17 protein-coding genes and 3 pseudogenes are annotated in these 20,374 nt (G+C 71.7%); 19 read left to right on the top strand and 1 reads right to left on the bottom strand.

Annotated elements, in window-relative coordinates; genetic code table 11:
* The first annotated feature begins 562 nt into the window (after positions 1–562).
* The 18 genes and pseudogenes from BJF83_RS17405 to BJF83_RS17320 all read left to right on the top strand — a co-directional run bounded on the left by BJF83_RS17405 (position 563) and on the right by BJF83_RS17320 (position 18,478).
* A complete protein-coding gene (locus BJF83_RS17405) occupies positions 563–1,606 on the top strand; it encodes an ABC transporter substrate-binding protein (RefSeq protein ID WP_075927120.1) in 1,044 nt (347 codons plus the stop codon).
* Positions 1,607–2,641, top strand: a complete 1,035-nt coding sequence (locus BJF83_RS17400) for an iron ABC transporter permease (RefSeq protein WP_075927119.1) — start codon at positions 1,607–1,609, stop codon at positions 2,639–2,641.
* A gap of 100 nt (positions 2,642–2,741) precedes the next feature.
* A complete protein-coding gene (gene ftsY, locus BJF83_RS17395; protein WP_075927162.1) occupies positions 2,742–3,926 on the top strand; it encodes a signal recognition particle-docking protein FtsY in 1,185 nt (394 codons plus the stop codon).
* Between the two features lie 437 nt (positions 3,927–4,363).
* A complete protein-coding gene (locus BJF83_RS17390; RefSeq protein WP_075927118.1) occupies positions 4,364–5,701 on the top strand; it encodes an ammonium transporter in 1,338 nt (445 codons plus the stop codon).
* Between the two features lie 383 nt (positions 5,702–6,084).
* Positions 6,085–7,299, top strand: coding sequence for a hypothetical protein (locus BJF83_RS17385; protein WP_075927117.1), 1,215 nt, complete (start codon positions 6,085–6,087; stop codon positions 7,297–7,299).
* Positions 7,300–7,370: 71 nt separating this feature from the next.
* Positions 7,371–8,971 (top strand): annotated as a pseudogene (ffh, locus tag BJF83_RS17380) (signal recognition particle protein).
* Between the two features lie 256 nt (positions 8,972–9,227).
* Positions 9,228–9,686, top strand: a complete 459-nt coding sequence (rpsP, locus tag BJF83_RS17375) for a 30S ribosomal protein S16 (protein WP_075927116.1) — start codon at positions 9,228–9,230, stop codon at positions 9,684–9,686.
* A gap of 1 nt (position 9,687) precedes the next feature.
* Positions 9,688–9,930 carry an RNA-binding protein gene (locus BJF83_RS17370; RefSeq protein ID WP_075927115.1) on the top strand — a complete coding sequence of 81 codons (243 nt, stop codon included), beginning with the start codon at positions 9,688–9,690 and terminating at the stop codon, positions 9,928–9,930.
* A 115-nt stretch (positions 9,931–10,045) separates the two neighbouring features.
* Positions 10,046–10,558 (top strand): ribosome maturation factor RimM, encoded by a 513-nt coding sequence (gene rimM / locus BJF83_RS17365; RefSeq protein ID WP_075927114.1) that lies wholly within the window; start codon positions 10,046–10,048, stop codon positions 10,556–10,558.
* Positions 10,559–10,569: 11 nt separating this feature from the next.
* A pseudogene (gene trmD, locus BJF83_RS17360) lies at positions 10,570–11,348 on the top strand (tRNA (guanosine(37)-N1)-methyltransferase TrmD).
* A 175-nt stretch (positions 11,349–11,523) separates the two neighbouring features.
* Positions 11,524–11,883 carry a 50S ribosomal protein L19 gene (gene rplS, locus BJF83_RS17355; protein ID WP_075927113.1) on the top strand — a complete coding sequence of 120 codons (360 nt, stop codon included), beginning with the start codon at positions 11,524–11,526 and terminating at the stop codon, positions 11,881–11,883.
* A 74-nt stretch (positions 11,884–11,957) separates the two neighbouring features.
* Positions 11,958–12,833: a signal peptidase I gene (gene lepB, locus BJF83_RS17350; RefSeq protein ID WP_075927112.1), complete on the top strand. Its 876-nt coding sequence runs from the start codon at positions 11,958–11,960 to the stop codon at positions 12,831–12,833.
* Between the two features lie 288 nt (positions 12,834–13,121).
* Positions 13,122–13,448 carry a DUF2469 domain-containing protein gene (locus tag BJF83_RS17345; protein WP_075927111.1) on the top strand — a complete coding sequence of 109 codons (327 nt, stop codon included), beginning with the start codon at positions 13,122–13,124 and terminating at the stop codon, positions 13,446–13,448.
* A 186-nt stretch (positions 13,449–13,634) separates the two neighbouring features.
* Positions 13,635–14,000: a YraN family protein gene (locus BJF83_RS17340; RefSeq protein ID WP_075927161.1), complete on the top strand. Its 366-nt coding sequence runs from the start codon at positions 13,635–13,637 to the stop codon at positions 13,998–14,000.
* Entirely contained in the window at positions 14,000–15,523 is a 1,524-nt protein-coding gene (locus tag BJF83_RS17335) for a YifB family Mg chelatase-like AAA ATPase (RefSeq protein WP_075927110.1), read from the top strand. Before BJF83_RS17340 ends, BJF83_RS17335 begins: the two co-directional genes overlap by 1 nt.
* Before the next feature lie 316 nt (positions 15,524–15,839).
* A pseudogene (locus BJF83_RS17330) lies at positions 15,840–17,030 on the top strand (DNA-processing protein DprA).
* A gap of 222 nt (positions 17,031–17,252) precedes the next feature.
* On the top strand, positions 17,253–17,606 hold the full coding sequence (locus BJF83_RS17325; RefSeq protein WP_075927109.1) for a RidA family protein: 354 nt from the start codon (positions 17,253–17,255) through the stop codon (positions 17,604–17,606).
* A 2-nt stretch (positions 17,607–17,608) separates the two neighbouring features.
* Entirely contained in the window at positions 17,609–18,478 is an 870-nt protein-coding gene (locus BJF83_RS17320; RefSeq protein ID WP_075927108.1) for a tyrosine recombinase XerC, read from the top strand.
* 155 nt (positions 18,479–18,633) lie between these two features.
* On the opposite strand, the gene BJF83_RS17315 is transcribed toward BJF83_RS17320, so the two are convergent.
* Positions 18,634–19,122 carry a M23 family metallopeptidase gene (locus tag BJF83_RS17315; protein ID WP_075927160.1) on the bottom strand — a complete coding sequence of 163 codons (489 nt, stop codon included), beginning with the start codon at positions 19,120–19,122 and terminating at the stop codon, positions 18,634–18,636.
* Between the two features lie 295 nt (positions 19,123–19,417).
* On the opposite strand from BJF83_RS17315, the gene rpsB reads away from it, so the two are divergent.
* The gene (gene rpsB, locus BJF83_RS17310) at positions 19,418–20,362 is read left to right on the top strand and encodes a 30S ribosomal protein S2 (protein WP_075927107.1); all 945 of its coding nucleotides are present in this window, start codon (positions 19,418–19,420) and stop codon (positions 20,360–20,362) included.
* Positions 20,363–20,374: the final 12 nt, after the last annotated feature.

Here is a 20,374-nt window from a genome sequence, read left to right as displayed (position 1 = left end):
CCGGGGGAGCGAGCAGCCCAGACGGTGACGGATTCGTGTGTACCGGGGGATAGCCCGATTGGTGTCCGTTCTCGGGTTTTCGACGCACATAGCACCGAGATCATTGCGGTGCGTCATAAAAGTGTCAATGTTCTCCGAGACTCAATTCGGCCACACGGTAGAATAAAAGGATCTTGGGTGATCATCTTTCGCATGAGTCATCAAAACGGTCATACAAGGCTTCTATTGGGAGAAAAGGGAACAATTTGCCAGGCGCGAGCTGAGCGGGGGACGTGCATCCGGTCACTCGCTCCGATGGCGGTCGTTCGTCGTGGAAGTGGCGGAAAAGGTGCGTCATCCTGGGCCTGAACAGGGACGAAAAGGTTCAGGAGTTACAGTGGTGGCGTCGGGTCGCCGCTGGCGGCCCGACGGTGTGGACCGAGCGAAGTCCGGTCACGCGGCCCCCGGCCGCCAATCCGGCGCTGTCCCGCAACTGTGAGGCCCCGCTCCGAGCGGGGACGAGCCAGGTCGCCTCGCCCGCACCGACGCACCCGTCCTCGTGGGAAGGACAGGCCGTCCCCCCGTGGGCCGTGCTCCCCTTCCCCCTGCCCAACCCAAGGAGCACAGTGCGATCGCACGCCAACTCCCCCCCGTACTCCTCGGCGCCACGCTCGCGCTCACCGCGTGCGGCGGCCAGGACCCCCAGACCGACACCGCGGCCGACGAGGCCGCGGAGAGCCCCTCCGTCGCCTGCGGCCCGCCCGAGGCTGACCCGGACCGCGCGTCGGTCGGCGACGGCGCCTTCCCGGTCACCCTCACCGACGCGCTCGGCGAGGTCACCCTGGAGGAGGCGCCGGAGCGGATCGTCTCCCTCTCGCCCAGCCACACCGAGATGCTCTTCGCCATCGGCGCGGGCGAGCAGGTGGAGGCCGCCGACGAGTACTCCGACTTCCCGGCCGAGGCGCCCACCACCGACCTCAGCGGGTTCACACCCAGCGTCGAGGCGATCGCCGAGTACGACCCCGACCTGGTCGTCCTGGCCCGCAGCGCCGAGGACACCGTCCCGCAACTGCAGGCCGTGGACATCCCGGTCCTGACGATGGACGCCGCCGCCGACCTGGAGGACGTCTACGCCCAGATCCGCCTGCTCGGCGACGCAACCGGGATGACGCAGGAGGCCGACGCCGAGGCGAGCCGGGTCGAGACCGAGTTCACCGAGATCGTCGAGGGAGTCTGCGCCGAGGCGGGGGACGCCGGGCTCAGCTTCTACCAGGAGCTCGACGACACCCTCTACTCCGCCACCTCCGACACCTTCGTCGGTCAGATCTACGCCTCCTTCGGTCTGGTGAACATCGCCGACGAGGCCGACGACGGCACCGCGGGCGGCTACCCGCAGCTGTCCCAGGAGTACGTGGTCGAGGAGAACCCCGACCTCGTCTTCCTGTCCTACGAGGGCGAGGGCGCCGTCGACGCGGTCGCCGAGCGGCCCGCCTTCGACACCGTGGCCGCGGTCCAGAACGACGCCGTCGTCCAGCTCGACGCGGACATCGCCTCCCGGTGGGGGCCGCGCGTGGTCGACTTCGCGGAGGCGGTCGGCACGGCCGTCACCGAACACGCGGGCTCCTAGGTGAGACCGGGGGTCGGGGCCTCGACCGGATGGCTGGCGGGCGGTCTCGGCGCGCTGGTCGGGGCCGCCCTCTTCGGCGTCTCCGCGGGCGCGGCGGACATCACCGCGGCCGACATCGTCCGCCACCTGCTCAGCCTCGCCGCACCGTCGGTCGAGAGCCCGCTCACCGAGCGGCAGGTGGCGCTCCTGGTCGAACTGCGGCTGCCCCGGGTGGTCATGGGAGCCGTCGTCGGCGCGCTCCTGGCCACCGCGGGCGGTGCGTACCAGGGGGTCTTCCGCAATCCCCTGGCCGACCCCTACCTGCTCGGCGCCGCCGCGGGCGCCGGGCTCGGAGCGACGCTCGTCCTGGTGTTCGGCCAGCAGGTGAGCGACGCGCCCCGCGCCCTGGTGCCGGTGGCGGCCTTCGTGGGCGCCCTCGTCGGTGTGGCGTTGGCCTACGCGCTCGGTGCGACGGCGGGCGGCGGCGGGACCGCCTCCCTCGTCCTGGCGGGCGTGGCCGTGTCGTCCTTCCTGTCCGCCGCCCAGACCCTCGTCCAGCAGCTCGGCGCAGACCAGCTCCAGCGGATCTTCTCCTGGCTACTCGGCGGACTGGGCCGCGGCGGATGGGACGACGTCCGGCTGGTCGCGCCCTACACGGTGGTCGCCCTGGCCGTTCTGCTCGTGTGCGGCCATCTGCTGGACATGCTCGCGCTGGGCGACGACAAGGCGGTCAGCCTCGGGCTCAATCCGACCGTCGTGCGGGCGGTCGTCATCGCCGCCGCGTCACTGGCCACCGCCGCCGCCGTGGCGGTGAGCGGGCTGATCGGCTTCGTCGGCATCGTCGTCCCGCACATCGTGCGCCGTCTCGTCGGCTCCAACTACCGGGCGATCCTGCCCGTCACCGTGCTCTTCGGCGGCGCGTTCATGGTCCTCGTCGACATCGTCGCCCGCACCGTGGTGGCCCCGGCCGAGCTGCCCCTCGGCGTGGTCACGGCCTTCCTCGGCGCGCCCTTCTTCCTACTCATCCTGCGCTCCACGCGTCACCGCACGTCCTGAGCGTCTGCGCCGGCGGTCGGCGGCCACGGACGTGCGGTGACGGGACGCGGGTCCGGGGCCCAGTCCCGCTCACCGGGCGGGAACGGTAATCTGCATGTCGATGGACATCACCGTGCTCGCAATCCTGATCATCGTCGTCGCGCTCCTGGTGGTCGGCGGATCCTTCCTGGTCACGACCCGACGTTCGGTCGCGCCGGGCGAGGAGGAGACCAAGCCCGAGGCCACCGGGGAGCCCCCGGCGGCGGCCCCCGTCGAGGACCGGGACCGGGGCGCCGAGGCGGTCGCCACGCCACCCGCCCAGGCTCCGCCCGCCGAGGAGACGGCCGTCAAGCCCGCCGAGCCGGCGCTGGAGACGCCGCCGCCGTCAGCGGGCCGGATGGTGCGCCTGCGCGCGCGCCTTGCCCGCTCGCAGAGCGCCCTCGGCCAGGGGTTGCTGAATCTGCTGTCCTCCGACACCCTCGACGAGGACACGTGGGAGGAGATCGAGGACACGCTCATCACCGCCGACATCGGTGTCACCTCGGCCGCGCAGATCGTCGACCACCTGCGCACGCGGGTGAAGGTGCTCGGCACCCGCGACACCGACGAGGTGCGGGCCATGCTCCGCGAGGAACTGCTCGACCAGATCGGCGGAAACACCGACCGCACGGTCCGCACGGAACCGCACGGGGACCGGCCCGCCGTGATCATGGTCGTCGGCGTCAACGGCACCGGCAAGACCACCACCACGGGCAAGCTCGCCCGCGTCCTGGTCGGTGACGGCCGCAGCGTCGTGTTGGGCGCGGCCGACACCTTTCGCGCCGCCGCCACCGAGCAGCTCCAGACCTGGGGCAGCCGGGTGGGCGCTCCGGTCGTGCGCAAGGAGGAGGGGGCGGACCCGGCCAGCGTGGCCTTCGACGCGGTCTCCCGGGGCGTCGAGGACGGCGCGGACACGGTCATCGTCGACACCGCCGGACGCCTGCACACCAAGACCGGGCTCATGGACGAGTTGGGCAAGGTCAAGCGTGTCATCGAGAAGAAGTCGCAGGTCGACGAGGTCCTGCTGGTCCTGGACGCGACCACCGGGCAGAACGGCCTGCGCCAGGCGCGCGTGTTCGCCGAGGTCGTCAACGTCACCGGGATCGCGCTGACCAAGCTGGACGGCACCGCCAAGGGCGGCATCATCGTGCAGGTCCAGCGGGAACTGGGCGTGCCGGTCAAGCTGGTCGGACTGGGCGAGGGCCCCGACGACCTGGCCCCCTTCGACCCCGAGGTCTTCGTCGACGCCATCCTCGCCACGGACTGAGCGCTCGGACGAGGCTCCGAGGAACCCCGGCCAGGATCCCGGGAGGGGCCCGGCCGTCCCCGTGCCGCAAGGGTGTGACCGACGTCATGCGACGGAAACCACACGGAAACTCCGTGACGCGGAACCTATCGGGGACTTCGTCGCCGGAGTGAGATCGACCTGCGATCTGATACTCGGTGTCCGAAATGTCGCTCTTCGTCCGTCACGCGGTGGCCGGTCGGTGCCGGTGCACGACCGTTCGCGCGTGCCGAGCCGTTGGTTCATGTCTCCTTAACACTCCTGGCAGTCCTTTTACACGCGCGCAACATGTCGGCTCAGGACGAGAAACACCCAGGTCGGACAGTGGCGTCCGTGGTGCTGCATTCGGGCCCGAAGACGCGCTCGCTGACTGCCGCCCTCTCCGACACATCCCCCGTCCGTCCAACGGAGGCGACGACATGATCGACACCGGCAACACCACGTGGCTGCTGATCAGCGCCGCGCTGGTGATGCTCATGACCCCGGGCCTGGCCTTCTTCTACGGAGGCATGTCGCGGGCCAAGAGCGTCCTCAACATGATGCTCATGAGCTTCGCGAGCATCGCCATCGTCAGCGTCCTGTGGGTGCTCGTCGGCCACTCGCTGACCTACGCCGAGGGCCCCGGAGCGCTCAACCACTTCATCGGCGGTCTCGACTACCTCGGCCTCACCAGCCTCGTCGGTGAGATCGAGCCCTCCGACGGCGAGGGCGGCGGTGGCTACCCGCTCCTCGTCGACGCCGGGTTCCAGATGATGTTCGCCATCATCACCGTCGCGCTCATCAGCGGCGCGATCGCCGACCGCGCCAAGTTCGGCGCCTGGCTGATCTTCGTGCCCGTCTGGGCCCTGCTCGCCTACTTCCCCGTGGCCCACTGGGTCTGGGGCGGCGGCTGGTTCGAGCTGATCGGCGTCGGCGACGCGAGCGTCATCGACTTCGCGGGCGGCACCGCCGTCCACATCAACGCCGGTGCCGCGGCCTTGGCCCTGACCGTCGTCCTCGGCCGCCGCAAGGGCTTCGGCGTCGAGTCCATGCGCCCGCACAACCTGCCCTTCGTCCTGCTCGGCGCGGCCCTGCTCTGGTTCGGCTGGTTCGGTTTCAACGCCGGTTCCGCCTACGCCGCGGACGACGTCGCCGCACTCGCCCTGGTCAACACCCAGGTCGCCACGGCCGCCGCGATCATCGCCTGGATGCTCGTCGAGAAGCTGCGTTACGGCAAGGCCAGCGCCCTGGGGTTCGCCTCCGGGGCCGTCGCGGGCCTGGTCGCCGTCACGCCGGCCGCCGCGGACGTCTCGCCGGTGGGCGCCATCGCCGTCGGCCTGGTCTCCGGCGCCCTCTGCGCCTACGCCATCAGCTGGAAATTCAAGTTCAAGTACGACGACGCGCTTGACGTGGTCGGCGTCCACCTGGTCGGCGGCGTCATCGGCTCGTTGATGATCGGCCTCGTCGCCTCCGCGGTCGGCTCCGCCGGCGCCGACGGCCTCCTGTACGGCGGCGGCATCGACCTACTGGTCGTCCAGCTGATCGCCGTCATCGCCACGATCGTCTACTCATTCGTCGTCACCTGGGTCATCGCCAAGGTCATCGACCTCGCCATGGGCTTCCGCCTCCCCGAGGAGGTCGAGACCAACGGCCTCGACCACGAACTCCACGCCGAGACGGCCTACGCGTTCGAGGAACTCGACGAGTTGGAGGAAGGAGCGGTCTCCTCGCCGACGCCTCCGGGCGGGGAGACGGCCTCATCGCCGGTCAGGTCCTAGCCTCGACGCTGAGGTCGCGGATCTCGTGCCGCTCAGGCGGTGGGGTGACCCTCGGGGTCGGTGGAGAGAGTTCTCCGCCGGCCCCGTTTCGGCGTTCCCGGGGGCGCCCGTGGCGCGCGCGCCCGCGACGGGACGCGTCGGGTTGCACGGTTGGATACCCTTCGAAGCGATGCGGCGGGAGCGCCGGGAGACCGTGGGAGCCACCCGAGGGTGGGCGGGACACGGAGGACGGCCCCGATCCCAGGCCGGAGCGCGATCGGCGCGACCACGAGCCTACGGAGCCGCATCCCACGCCAGGGACGGGATCCGCGTCCGCGGTCCCCCCTCCCCGAGAACCCATGCGTATTCGTACAGCGCCCCGTCGAACGGGGTCAGGAGGCAAGATGGCGCCGGTGAGTCACAACAGGGGTCGCAGGAGTGGTCGGACCGCTCTCGCCACGGCGGGCACGGTCGTCGTGCTCGCTCTGACCGGGTGCTCGGCCCTGAGCGGCCTGCTGCCCGGCGGCGAGGAGGAGCCCAGCCCCGAACCCACGGAGACGGTGGACGCGGCGCCGCTCATGGAGGAGGCGCTCGCCGACCTGGCCGCCTACCCCGCGCTCACGGCGACCGGGCAGGTGGCCGAGAGCGTTGGAGGCCAGGTGCAGGACACGGCACTGACCGTGGCCGACAGCGGCGCGACGAGCGGCACTGTCCAGGTCAACGGCGCCGAGGGTGAGCTGATCAGCGTCGACGGCCGGACCTACGTCCGCGCCGCCGAGGACTTCTGGTTGGACCGCGGCGTCTTCGGTCCGGACTTCGACGACTTCGAGGGCAACTGGGTGCGCACCTCCGCCGGCCAGACCGGGATCGACCCCGCGACGACCCTGGCCCCGGCTGAGCTGGCCGCGATCCTCGGCGAACTGGAGATCGAGGAGGCGGACGCGGTCGAGGAGAACCTCGACGGCACGCTCACCTACCGAGTCGACCTCGCGGGCGAGCGCGACCAGGTGTGGATCGACGCCGAGACCAACCAGATCCAGCGCATCGCCATCGAGGAACTCGTCCCGGAGGACGCCGAGACCGGTCCCCAGGTGCGGCTGGACCTGGCGCAGGCGGAACAGTCCGAGACCGAGCAGCTCTACGACGGCCTGATCACCGCCGTCGAGGAGGAGCTGACCAGCTCCCGTGACGCGCGCGTCGAGGTGGCCTGGCAGGGCGACCCCGCCCTCACCTGTGAGGACGGCCCCGACTGCACGTGGTCCGGCACCGTCGCGGACTCCGGCGACGCCGAGGGCGGGAGCGTCGCCGTCCGGATGGACGTGACGTTCAGCGAGGAGGAGCTCGGCCAGCTTGAGTGCAGCGACGGCGGCACTCTGGAGGCCGGTGGCACCCTGGAGCTGTCGTGCGGCGCCGACTACGACAACGTCAGCACCTCCGAGCAGGAGCGCTCGGTCGACGGTGAGGCCCGTCTCTCCACCCGGGGCATGAGCGGTGACGACCAGGAAGCCGTCCTGACCGCCCTGCGCGAACAGCGCGAGGCGACCCTGGCGGGTGAGGGCGCCGCCGCTGACGGGACGGACGCCGAGGAGTCGCCCGCCGAAAACGGCTCCGGGAACTGAGCCCCGACCCAGGCGGGTCGAGGGCAGGTAACCTGGGAGACCAATTCCGAGACGAAGGACTGGCCACACTCGTGTTCGAGACGCTTTCCGACCGGCTGACATCGGTCTTCTCCTCGCTGCGCGGCAAGGGTCGCCTGTCCGAGGAGGACATCAACGCGACCGCGCGGGAGATCCGTCTCGCCCTCCTGGAGGCGGACGTCGCGCTTGCGGTGGTCCGCGAGTTCATCGCGCGGATCAAGGACCGCGCCCGGGGGGAGGAGGTCTCCAAGGCCCTCAACCCCGCGCAGCAGGTCATCAGGATCGTCAACGAGGAACTGGTCGAGATCCTCGGCGGCCAGACGCGGCAGATCCGGTTCGCGAAGAACCCGCCGACCGTCATCATGCTGGCGGGCCTCCAGGGCGCCGGCAAGACCACCCTGGCGGGCAAGCTCGCCAGGTGGCTGAGCGCGGAGCGCAACACCCCGCTGCTGGTCGCCGCCGACCTCCAGCGTCCGAACGCGGTCACCCAGCTCCAGGTGGTCGGGGAGCGTGCCGGAACGCCCGTGTTCGCCCCCGAGCCGGGGAACGGTGTCGGCGACCCGGTGCGGGTCGCCCGTGAGTCCATCGAGCACGCGCGCCGCGACAACCACAACGTGGTCATCATCGACACCGCGGGGCGCCTGGGCGTCGACACCGAGATGATGCGGCAGGCCGCGGACATCCGTGACGCCGTCAAGCCGGACGAGATCCTGTTCGTCGTCGACGCCATGATCGGTCAGGACGCGGTCAACACCGCGCAGGCCTTCCTCGACGGCGTGGGCTTCGACGCGGTCGCGCTGACCAAGCTCGACGGTGACGCGCGCGGTGGCGCGGCGCTGTCCATCCGGCACATCACCGGCCGTCCGATCATGTTCGCCTCCACGGGCGAGAAGCTTGAGGACTTCGACCTCTTCCACCCGGACCGGATGGCCTCGCGCATCCTGGACATGGGCGACGTCCTCACCCTCATCGAGCAGGCACAGCGCACGTTCGACGAGGCCGAGGTCGAGAAGATGGCCTCGACCATCGCCTCGGACGAGGACTTCACGCTGGACGACTTCCTCCAGCAGATGTCCATGGTCCGCAAGCTCGGCCCGATCGGGAACCTGCTCGGCATGATGCCCGGCATGGGTCAGATGCGCGAGCAGATCGACAACATCAACGACAAGGACCTGGACCGCATCCAGGCCGTCATCCAGTCGATGACGCCGGCCGAGCGGGCAACCCGAAGATGATCAACGGCTCGCGCCGACTGCGCATCGCCAACGGTTCGGGAACCCAGGTCGGTGATGTCAACGGGCTGGTCACCCGGTTCTTCGAGGCGCAGAAGATGATGCGCAAGATGAAGAACGGCGGTGTGCCTGGGATGCCCGGAATGCCGGGCATGGGCGCTGGCGGCAACCGTAAGAAGGCCAAGGCCCAGGCCAAGAAGGCGAAGAAGGGCAAGCAGCGCAGCGGCAACCCGATGAAGGCCCGCCAGCAGGAGGCCGAGCGCGCCGCTGAGCGCCAGCGTCGCCAGGAGGAGGGCGGTCAGACCATGCCGCAGCTGCCACCCGGCCTCGGCGGCGGCGCAGGTCAGCCGCAACTCCCGCCGGGTCTCGGCGGTCCGAACATGCCGGACCTGTCGAACTTCAAACTGCCCAAGAAGAAGTAGGACGGTTCGGATCCGGGGCGCGGCCCGTCTCCAGCGGATGCTGGAGACGGGCCGTCCGGCTGTCGAAGGTGTGACGCCACGCGCCCGGTGTCGTGTCCAAGGAACCCGCCGACGTCTGGCACAATGAGTAGTCGACTAACGGTGGCTGGCCAGCCTCTAACTCGTCCGCCACCCACGTCAGCCTTGGCGGGTGCCACAGCCCCACGTGGTTCGTCGCCGGGCGCCTAACACCGTTAATCGGGAGAAGACCACTCCAGTGGCTGTCAAACTGAAGCTCAAGCGTATGGGGAAGATCCGTACGCCCCAGTACCGCATCATCGTCGCCGACGCCCGCAGCAAGCGTGACGGCAAGGCGATCGAGGAGATCGGCAAGTACCACCCCAAGGAGCACCCGAGCCTCATCGAGGTCGACTCCGAGCGGGCCCAGTACTGGCTGTCCGTGGGCGCTCAGCCGTCCGACGCGGTGAAGGTCCTCCTGCGCAAGACCGGTGACTGGCAGAAGTTCAAGGGACTGCCCGCTCCGGCTCCGCTCCAGGTCGCCGAGGCCAGGGACCCCGAGGCCAAGGAGGCCGCCTTCCAGGCCGCGCTGAAGGAGCTCGTGCTTCCCGGCGGCGAGCCCAAGGGCAAGGCCAAGAAGTCCGAGAAGAAGGCGGACAAGGCGGCCGAGAAGCCCGCCGAGACCGCCGAGGCGGAGAAGTCCGAGGGCGAGGCCTGACGTGCTGGAAGAGGCGCTTGAGCACCTCGTGAAGGGGATCGTCGCGAACTCCGACGACGTCCAGGTGCGAGCCAGGAGGCTCCGCAAGGGCAAGGTCCTGGAGGTCCGGGTCCACCCCGACGACCTTGGCAAGGTGATCGGCCGCAACGGCCGTACCGCCAAGGCGCTGCGGACCGTGATCGGCTCCCTGTCCGGGGGCCGCTACGTCCGTGTGGACCTGCTGGACCTGCACGAGGTGCGCTGACCCGCCTCTCGGGGCGCCGCCCGGGCCGGTCGCGCCCCGCAGTCGTGCCCGGGGCCCGTCCCCGCGCCGTCGTTCCGGCCCCCGCGGGCCGGGCACCAGGGAGGGATGGAGTTCCATGCTGCTCGTCGTCGGCCGGATCGGCCGTGCGCACGGGGTGCGCGGTGACGTGGCCGTCGACGTGCGCACCGACGACCCGGCGCAGCGGTTCGCCGTGGGCTCCGTGCTGACCACCGACCCCGCCGACGCGGGGCCGCTGCGCGTCACCGCGAGCCGCCGCCACAGCGGGAGGCTGATCGTGCGCTTCGAGGGCGTCGCGGACCGGGACGCCGCCGAGGAGTTGCGCGGCACCGCCCTGCTCGTGGACTCCGCCGACATCGGGCCGACCGGTGACCCGGACGAGTTCCACGACCACGAGCTCATCGGACTGGCCGTGGTGACCACCGGCGGGGAGTTGGTCGGCACCGTGGAGGACGTGCTCCACCACGCGCAGGACGTGTTGGTCGTGACCACCGACGAGGGGCGCGAGGTCCTCGTGCCGTTCGTGTCCGCCCTGGTCCCCGAGGTCGACGTGACCGGAGGCCGACTCGTCGTCGACCCGCCGGGCGGCCTGCTCGACCTCGCTGACTGAAGGGAAGCCCCGTGCGCATCGACATCATCAGCATCTTCCCCGACTACTTCGCTCCCCTGGCCCTGTCGCTGATCGGCAAGCGCGCGCTTCCGGGCTGCTCGACGTCCAGGTCCACGACCTGCGGTCCTGGACCCACGACCGGCACAACACCGTCGACGACACGCCGTACGGCGGCGGTCCCGGCATGGTGATGAAGCCCGAGCCGTGGGGCGAGGCGCTCGACGAGGTCGTGGCGAAGGGGCCCGCGCGGCTGATCCTGCCGACCCCGACGCGGTCGGCCGTTCCGCCAGTCCGACGCCGAGCGCTGGCGGGGGAGGAACGGCTGGTCTTCGGCTGCGGGCGCTACGAGGGGATCGACGCGCGCGTGGCGGTGGAGGCGGCCGGGCGGATGCCCGTCGAGGAGCTGAGCATCGGCGACTACGTGCTCAACGGGGGCGAGTCCGCGACGTTGGTCATGGTCGAGGCGATCACACGGCTGCTGCCCGGTGTGCTCGGGAACACGGAGTCGGCGGTGCAGGACTCCTTCGCCTCGGGTGGGATGGAACACCTCGTCGAGGGCCCCGTCTACACCAAGCCCGCCGTGTGGCGCGGGCAGGAGGCGCCGCCGGTCCTGCTGTCGGGCAACCACGGCGCCGTCGACCGCTGGCGACGCGACCAGGCGCTGCGCAAGACCGCGCGGAACCGCCCGGACCTGGTGGCGGCGACGCCGGAGGAGCGACTGGACCGGCGTGACCGGGAGGTTCTCGCCGAGGAGGCCGTTCGGGACGATGGCCAACCTGTGGCAGACTAGGTGAGTTCCCCTTGGTGATCGGCCGCATCCGCATGCCGGCGGCAGGACGTCGGCCTCTGTGACGGTCACCCGGGCGGTACGACAGTTCAGACCCATGAGGGCCCTCGCCCGCGCAACCCTTCCCGGCCACGGAGCCGGGGCCGGACGCGGAGCGCTACCGATGAGGATTCGCGAGATGCACACCGCCATTCAGGAGCTTGAGAAGGCTCAGCTTCGCACCGACGTCCCGGAGTTCCGCCCCGGCGACACGCTCAACGTCCACGTGCGCGTGACCGAGGGCAACCGGACCCGTGTCCAGGTCTTCAAGGGCGTGGTCATCCGCCGTCAGGGCTCGGGCAACCGCGAGACCTTCACCGCCCGCAAGGTCAGCTACGGCGTGGGCGTGGAGCGCACCTTCCCCATCCACACCCCGGCCATCGAGAAGTACGAGGTCGCCGCCCGCGGCCGCGTGCGTCGCGCCAAGCTGTACTACCTGCGCGACCTGCGTGGGAAGGCCGCCCGCATCCGGGAGCGCCGCGAGCCCGCCGCCAAGTAGCCCCGGCGCTTGCGACGCCGCTCCGCCCCTCGCCTCACGGCCTCCGCTCAGCAGGCAGGATAGGCTTTCGGGCGATGAGCAAAGACGACAGGGACCGCGTCGAGAACGGGGTCCAGGACGAGGATTCCGCCCGACCGGGCCCGGAGGAGCACGGCTCCGACACTGGCTCCCGAGTGCACGAGCACTCGGGAGCCAGTCGTGTCTCCACCGGTGGCGGTCCGGAGCAGGAGAAGGGGGCGGACAGCGAGATGAGCAAGTCCGAGAGCAGTGAGAAGAAGGGGTCGTTCTGGAAGGAACTGCCCATCCTGATCGTCATTGCCTTCGTCCTGGCCTTCGTGATCAGGACATGGGTGATGCAGGCCTTCTACATCCCCTCCGGCTCCATGGAGAACACGCTCCTCGTCGGTGACCGGGTGCTCGTCAACAAGGTGGTCTACGAGCTCCGCGACATCGAGCGCGGCGAGGTGGTCGTCTTCAACGGAGAGGACTCGTGGGACGACCCGAGCACGGTGCAGGTGCCCGAGCCGACCAACCCCGTCGCCGGGGCCTTCACGTGGGTGCAGCAGCAACTCGGCGCGGCGCCCACCGGCAAGGAGTACATCAAGCGGGTGATCGGCCTGCCGGGAGACGTCGTGGAGTGCTGCGACGAGCAGAACCGTGTCCTGGTCAACGGCGTGCCCCTGGAGGAGGACGCCTATCTCTTCCCGGGAAGCGTGGAGAGCCACACCGAGTTCGGTCCGATCGAGGTTCCGGAGGGGCACCTGTGGCTCATGGGGGACCACCGGTTGATATCCGTGGATTCCCGGGGCAACCAGAACAACCCTGGCGGCGGCGCGGTCCCGATCGACCACGTGGAGGGGCGCGCGTTCGTGATCATCTGGCCGTTCAGCCAGTTCGGGTCGCTGAGCGTGCCCGCGACCTTCGAGGAGCTCAACGCCGCGGACGACTGAGGCACGAGCCGGCCGCGTCGGGCGCACCCGGCGCGCACGGCGGGTCACCGGCCCGCCGCGCGCACGGCGGCCGGGGGTCCTCGCGCGTCCAGGGGGTGACCGGTCGGTGAACGAAATCCGTCCCAGGGAGTACACGGGGGCCCTCCGTGACGCATGATGGATTCCGGGTCGTCCTCACGTCGCCCGTACGCGGGGCCGCCGCTCCGGCGGGAACAAGCCGGGGACCGGCGGTGTCCATGGGACAGGGGGTCGAAGCGACCGGAGAGTGCGACGAAAGCGAGCGCGTGGATGAGTTCTGAGGACCTGGAGAAGTACGAGGCCGAGATGGAGCTCCAGCTCTATCGCGAGTACCGGGACGTCGTCGGGCTGTTCAGCTACGTGGTGGAGACCGAGCGCCGGTTCTACCTCACCAACCACGTCGACCTCCAGCCGCGTTCCACCGAGAACGGGGAGATGTACTTCGAGGTGGTGATGGAGGACGCCTGGGTCTGGGACATGTACCGGCCCGCCAGATTCGTGCGCAACGTGCGGGTGGTGACCTTCAAGGACGTCAACGTGGAGGAGATCACCAAGGCCGACCTGGAGGTGCCGCCCACGGAGGGCGACGGCTCCTGATCCCGGGCGGGCCCGCCCGGACCCGCCGGTCGCGAGCCGTTCCGGACGCCGGGGCCCTCCTCCGCGACCGGACCCCGGGCGTTCCCCCGTTCCCAACCGTGGGACCCGCGTCGTCCACAGCCGGACAACTGCCTCTGGCGCGCTGACCCCCGATCACCGACCGTGGTGATCGGGAGGTGGTCGCCGATGGACCAGCGGGCCGTGTACCGCCGCGTGCTGGGCGTCCGTGGTGAGGACCTGGCGGCGGTGTTCCTCGAACGCGCCGGGATGCGCGTGCTCGACCGCAACTGGCGCGTCCCGGCCGGTGAGATCGACATCGTGGCCCGGGACGGGCGCACGCTGGTCGTGGCGGAGGTCAAGACCCGCACCTCCGCGCGGTTCGGCCATCCGCTCGACGCCCTCACCCCCGCCCGTCGCTTCCGGTTGCGCCGCCTCGGCATGGCCTGGGCGGCCCGGCACCGCGTTCCGGCCCGGCCACTGCGCGTCGACGGCGTCGGCGTCCTGGTGGTCGGCGGCCGCGTGTTCGTCACCCACGAACGCGGGGTGGGCTGATGTCGTACGCACGCGCGCACTGCGTCACCCTGGTGGGCGTCCAGGGCCACGTCGTGGAGGTGGAGGTCCACCTGGGCGGCGGAAACCCCGGGGTCACCCTGGTCGGGTTGCCCGACGCGGCGCTCCGGGAGGCCCGCGACCGGATCCATGCCGCCGTGGTCAACAGCGGGGAGCGCTGGCCCAGCGGCCAGATCACCGTCAGCCTCTCACCCGCCAGCCTGCCCAAGTCCGGCAGCCTCTTCGACCTCGCCATCGCCGGTGCCGTCCTGGCCGCCTCGGGCGAGGTGCCGATGGACCGGCTGGACAGGACGGTCCTCCTCGCCGAACTGGGCCTGGACGGGCGCGTGCGCGCGGTGCGCGGGGTGCTGCCCGCCGTGGTGGCTGCGGTCGAGCGGGGCCACGAGCGTTTCGTCGTCGCACGCGGCAACGCGGAGGAGGCGCGCCTCGTGCCGGGGATCGAGGTGCGGGCCGTGGACGCGCTGGCCGACGTGTGCCATTGGTTGCGCGGCGGGGAGCCGCTGGAGGAGCCTGAGGCGACGCCTGCTCCCGGCGTCGCCTTCCGGGACGACCCCGGAGTGGACCTGGCCGACGTCCTCGGACAGCCGGTCGCCCGACGGGCGGTCGAGATCGCGGCGGCGGGCGGACACAACCTCATGATGCTGGGGCCGCCGGGGACGGGGAAGTCGTTGCTGGCCGAACGATTGCCCACGGTGCTGCCCCGGCTGACCCCCGCGCAGGCGCTGGAGGCGACGGCGATCCACTCGGTGGCGGGGAGCCTCACCCACGGCGCACCGCTGATCACCTCGCCGCCCTTCGCCGCTCCGCACCACTCGGCCAGCCGCGCCGCGATCATCGGCGGAGGCACCGGCCACCCGACGCCCGGGTGGGCCTCCAAGGCGCACCACGGTGTGCTGTTCGTCGACGAGGCGCCGCAGTTCAGCAGGGGGGTGCTCGACTCTCTGCGGGAGCCGCTCGAACGCGGCGAGGTCGTGCTGGCCCGCGCCTCGGCCACCGTGGTGCTGCCCGCCCGCTTCCAGCTGGTGATGGCGGCCAACCCGTGCCCCTGCGCCAAGCCCGGTTCCCTGTGCGCGTGCCCGCCGGGCGAGCGGCGTCGCTACCTGTCGCGTCTGTCGGGGCCCTTGCTGGACCGGGTCGACCTCAAGGTGGAACTCCAACCCGTGGCCCGTGCCGAACTGCTGGCAGACCGAGCCTTCGCCGAGTCGTCCGCGGTGGTGGCCGCACGGGTGGAGAAGGCCCGGGCCCGCGCGGCGGCGAGGCTCGCGCACACGCCGTGGACCACCAACGCGCAGATTCCGGGGGCGCGGCTGCGCCGGGAGTTCCCGGTCGAGTCGGAGGCGTTACGGGTCCTCGGCGGAGCCATGGACCGGGGGCAGATCAGCGCCCGCGGTGTGCACCGGGCTCTGCGGGTCTCCTGGACCCTGGCCGACCTCGCCGACCGGGACCGTCCCGGCGAGGAGGAGACCGCGTACGCCTTCGCGTTGTGGTCGGGCCGGACGTGGTGAGGCGGTGAGGGATGACCGCGATCCCGGGCCACCGGGCTGAAGGGAGTTGGAGAGGCGGGAGGCGTGGTCGTGCCTCACCGAGCGGTGGGGGCGCTGACGGGCCGCCGGGACGTGGCGGGGCGAGGGGCCGTGCGACGGCGGGTGCCGTAGGTGGGGTGAGCCGGTGCGGGAGGGGGCGTGTGCGGTCAGGGCGACGGCGGTGGGCCGTGGAGCGGCGCGGGTGCGGTGACGGCGTTCCGAAGGAGGACGGGACGGAGCCACGGGCGGCGCGGCGGCTGGTCCGCGGGCGCGTGGGTGCGAAGACGTGGTGGGCGCGATGCGGGGACGGACTCGGGGAGGAGCGGACGTGGCCGGACGGGACGGTGAGGGGGAGGCGGACGCCGTGCACGGGCCTGCCTGACGGCCGTGGTGCCGCCGGGCGACCGTGGGTGGGACAGATGCTCGTCGAGTACGGGGCGGACCGGGTGTGGGCCGACCTGGCGGCGGGCGCGCCTGCGCCGATCGTGCCGAGTGGAGTCGACGCGGAGCCGATCACGCGGGAACGGCTGCGGCGGTGCTGGGATCGGTGGAGCCGCCGGGCCGAGGCCGTGGACGCCGACGCCTGTTGAGCGCGTCGGCCCAGGCCGGGATCCGGCTGGTCGTGCCCGGCGATCCCGAATGGCCGGGCCGGCTCGAAGCGCTCGAAGTGCCCGGTGGGAGCCGGTCGCACGGGCTCTGGGTACGCGGCCACGGCGACCTGCGCAACCTGTGCCTTCGGTCGGTGGCGATCGTGGGCGCGCGTGCCGCGACCGCCTACGGGGAGCACGTCGCGGCCGGGCTCGCCTACGATCTGGCCGCGCGTGCGGTCGTGGTGGTGTCCGGCGGGGCCTACGGGATCGACGGGGCGGCGCACCGGGCCGCGCACGCGGTCGGCGGCACCGTGGTCGTGCTCGCCTGCGGGTTGGACGTGGACTACCCGCGCGGGCACGCCGGTCTGTTCGCGGACGTGGCGAGAACCGGCGTGCTGGTGAGCGAGCGGCCCGTCGGCGCCACACCGCGCGCCCCGGACTTCCTGGTGCGCAACCGACTGATCGCCGCGCTCACCCCGGGAACCGTGGTCGTGGAGGCCGGTCGGCGCAGCGGAGCGCTGAACACCGCCTCGCACGCCATGGAGATGCACCGGGCGTTGATGGCGGTGCCGGGCCCGGTGACGTCGGCGATGTCGGTCGGGTGCCACGCGCTGCTCCGTGACTGGCGGGCCGGATGCGTCACGTGCGCCGAGGACGTGCTCGCCCAGGTGACGCCGCTGGGTGACGACCCGCCTCGGCCCGGCCCCTTCCGGGTGGCCGCCGACCTCGACCCCGAGACCGCACGGGTGTTGGAGGCGGTGCCCCGGACGGGGGCGGGCACCGCGACGATCGCCGCGCGCTGCGGCGCCACCCTGGAGGAGGCGATGCGTTCGCTGGGGTTGCTGGCCGCCGCCGGTCACGTGGAGCGCTGTACGAGCGGTTGGCGGCTTCCGCGCTGACATGGCCGGGTGTCCGGTCGCCGTCCGCACGCGGTGTCGCCTGGAAGCAGGGAAGGAAGAGCCCGGTCGGGCGCCCGTCCGCCCCGTGCGGGCGGTGTCGCCGCGGCCAGTCCGCCCCGGGTGCGCGGGCGGTGCGGGGCCGGTCCCGCCGCCGCGGGGAGGATGATCCGTTCAGGTGGGAGCGACCGGGTCCCTCCGACGTCTGGGAGGTACGGTTGGGCCATGGCTTCCACGTACAGCGACGCACTGCTGGCCGACGGTCCCCTCCTGTTCGTCTCCGGTCAGATCCCGCAGGCCCCCGACGGCAGCGTCGCCGGAGACGTGTCGGGCCAGACCCGCCAGATCTTCCGCAACATCGAGGCCGTCCTGGCCCGCCACGACGCGGACCTGACCCACGTCGTGAAGCTCACCTACTACCTGCGGCACATCACCGACCTCGACGAGTTCCGTCCCACGCTCATCTCCTGCCTCCCCGGCGACCACCGCCCGGCCGCGACCCTGGTCGAGGTCAGCGGACTGGTCGATCCGAGCTACCTCGTGGAGATCGACGCCGTCGCCTGCCTTCCCCGGAGGTAGCCGTGCTGGAGCCCTTCGCCGCCCACCTGACCGGCGAGCTGGGCCGGTCGCCGCACACGGTGCGCGGCTACCTCGCGGATCTGCGCTCGCTGCTGGCCCACCTGGAGGAGACCGGGCACGAGGTGGCGGAACTGGACGTCCTTCTCGTGCGTGGATGGCTGTCGCGAGCCCGCGCGGCGGGGGCGAGCCGCGCCACGATCGCCCGACGCGTGGCGGCGGTGCGGGCGTTCACCCGCTACCTGCACCGCGAGGGCGTTCTGGCCACCGACCCGGGCCCGCGACTGGCCAGCCCGGCCCAGCGGCGGTCGCTGCCGACCGTGCTGGACGAGCGCCAAGCGGCCGACGCGCTCGCCGAGTGCGTGGCGCAGTCGCCGACCGAGCTACGCCGGCACGCCGTCGTCGAGACGCTCTACGCCACCGGGGTGCGGGTCGCCGAACTGTGCGCCCTCGACCTGGAGGACGTGGACCGCGAGAGGAACACGGTGCGCGTGGTGGGCAAGGGGGACAAGGAACGCACGGTTCCCGTGGGAGTGCCCGCCCTCGACGCCCTGGACGCCTGGCTCGCCGGGGGGCGCCCCGAACTGGCCACCACGGCCAGTGGCCCGGCGCTGTTCCTCGGCACCCGGGGCGGCCGTCTGGGCGTGCGCCGGGCGAGGGAGGACGTGCACGCCCTCTTGGGCGCCGCCGGTGCGGACTGCGGCCCGCACGGCCTGCGGCACAGCGCGGCCACACACCTGCTCAACGGCGGCGCCGACCTGCGCAGCGTCCAGGAGTACCTCGGCCACGCCAGCCCACGCAGTACCCAGGTCTACACGCACGTGTCGGTGGAGCGGCTGCGCGACACCTACCGCCGAGCTCACCCGCGCGCCTGACCGCGCTTCGGAGCGCCTCCCCACCCCGGATGCGCTGAGCCGTCGGCGCAGGATCGGGGCGGGCGCCCCGACCGCGCCGGAGGTCTGCGACCCCACCGCTCGGGTCCCGGCCATCGCGGGGCTTTCGTTCCGCCGGGGCGCACACGTGCTCCTCCTCAGCCGCCCGCTGTTCCGACGCGGGGCAGCAGCCGGACCTCTCCGTGGCCGAGCAGAGCCAGGGGGTCCAGGTGGGTCGGGCCCCGCAGCAGCCCCCAGTGCAGGCAGGGGCGGTCGGCGCAGTGCGTCGGCCCGTCCGCGACCGTCCCGATCACCTCCCCGGCGTCGACCGGGTCACCTCGGGCGAGCGACGGCTCCACCGGCAGGTACGTGGTGCGAAGGTCACCGTGGACCACGCTCACCAGGGGCGTCCCCGCCACGGGTCCGGCGAAGTGCACCCGTCCGGGGCCGACCGCATGCACCTCCTCTCCCGGTTCGGCCGCCAGGTCCACCCCCAGGTGGCCCGGGAGCCAGCGTCGCTCGGGCGGGTCGAAGCCGCGCAGCACCGCCACCGGGGGTTCCAGGGGCCAGCGCCACGCGGTTCGGTCCGGGGAGACCGGGAAGAGCAGGAGGGAGAAGGCCAGGAGGAGACGGATGAGAGGGTCCATACCGTCCAGGGTCGGGGGGAGGGGGTGGTCCGCCAGAGTGATGAGGGAAGCTGTGGACAACCCGTCCACGGATGGTCGATCCTCCGTGCACAGAGCGCAGGTCCGGTGTATCCCAGACGGACGATAGAATCGTCTGCGGCCCATTGGGCCGACCACAATTCGCACGTCCACGCGCTCCCCCGGGAGGGGCCGCACCCACGGTCCACACCGCTTCGGCGGGGTGGCGGTACGGCCGGGGCGTCAGGCACAACCGACGGCGGAGCGCACACTCCGCCACCGCAAGGAGGACCAGGTCATGGCCACAGTCGTGACGATCCGCCAGCTCCTGGAGAGCGGCGTCCACTTCGGGCACCAGACCCGTCGCTGGAACCCCAAGATGAAGCGCTTCATCTTCACCGAGCGCAACGGCATCTACATCATCGACCTCCAGAAGTCGCTGGCCTACATCGACCGGGCCTACGAGTTCGTCAAGCAGACGGTCGCCCACGGCGGCACCATCCTGTTCGTCGGCACCAAGAAGCAGGCCCAGGAGGCCATCGACGAGCAGGCCCGCCGCGTCGGCATGCCCTTCGTCAACCAGCGCTGGCTGGGCGGCATGCTCACCAACTTCTCCACCGTCCACAAGCGGCTCCAGCGCCTCAAGGAGCTGGAGGAGATCGACTTCGACGACGTCGCCGGCTCCTCGCTCACCAAGAAGGAGCTCCTCAACCTCCGCCGCGAGAAGGAGAAGCTGGAGCGCACCCTCGGCGGTATCCGCGACATGTCCCGCGTGCCCAGCGCCGTGTGGATCGTGGACACCAAGAAGGAGCACATCGCGATCAGCGAGGCCCGGAAGCTGAACATCCCGGTCGTCGCGATCCTGGACACCAACTGCGACCCCGACGAGGTCGACTACCCGATCCCGGGCAACGACGACGCGATCCGCAGCGTCAGCCTGCTCACCCGCGTCGTCGCCGACGCGGTCGCCGACGGTCTGCTGGCCCGCTCCGGCGCCGCCGGCACCGAGGCCGCCGGCGAGGAGAAGGCCGTCGCCGAGGAGCCGCTGGCAGAGTGGGAGCGCGAACTCCTGGAGGGCAAGGGCGACGCCGCCTCCGCCGAGGCCGCCCCGGCTGAGGCCCCGGCCGCCAAGGAGACCCCGGCCAAGGAGACCCCGGCCAAGGAGGCCCCGGCCGCCAAGGAGACCCCGGCCGAGGAGCCTGCCGCCGAGGAGACCCCGGCCCCTGAGGCCTCCGCCGAGTAGGGCATCGGGCCC

The sequence above is a fragment of the Nocardiopsis sp. CNR-923 genome, assembly GCF_001942255.1.
Taxonomy (GTDB): Bacteria; Actinomycetota; Actinomycetes; order Streptosporangiales; family Streptosporangiaceae; genus Nocardiopsis.
This window is presented reverse-complemented; position numbering and strand designations above follow the sequence as displayed.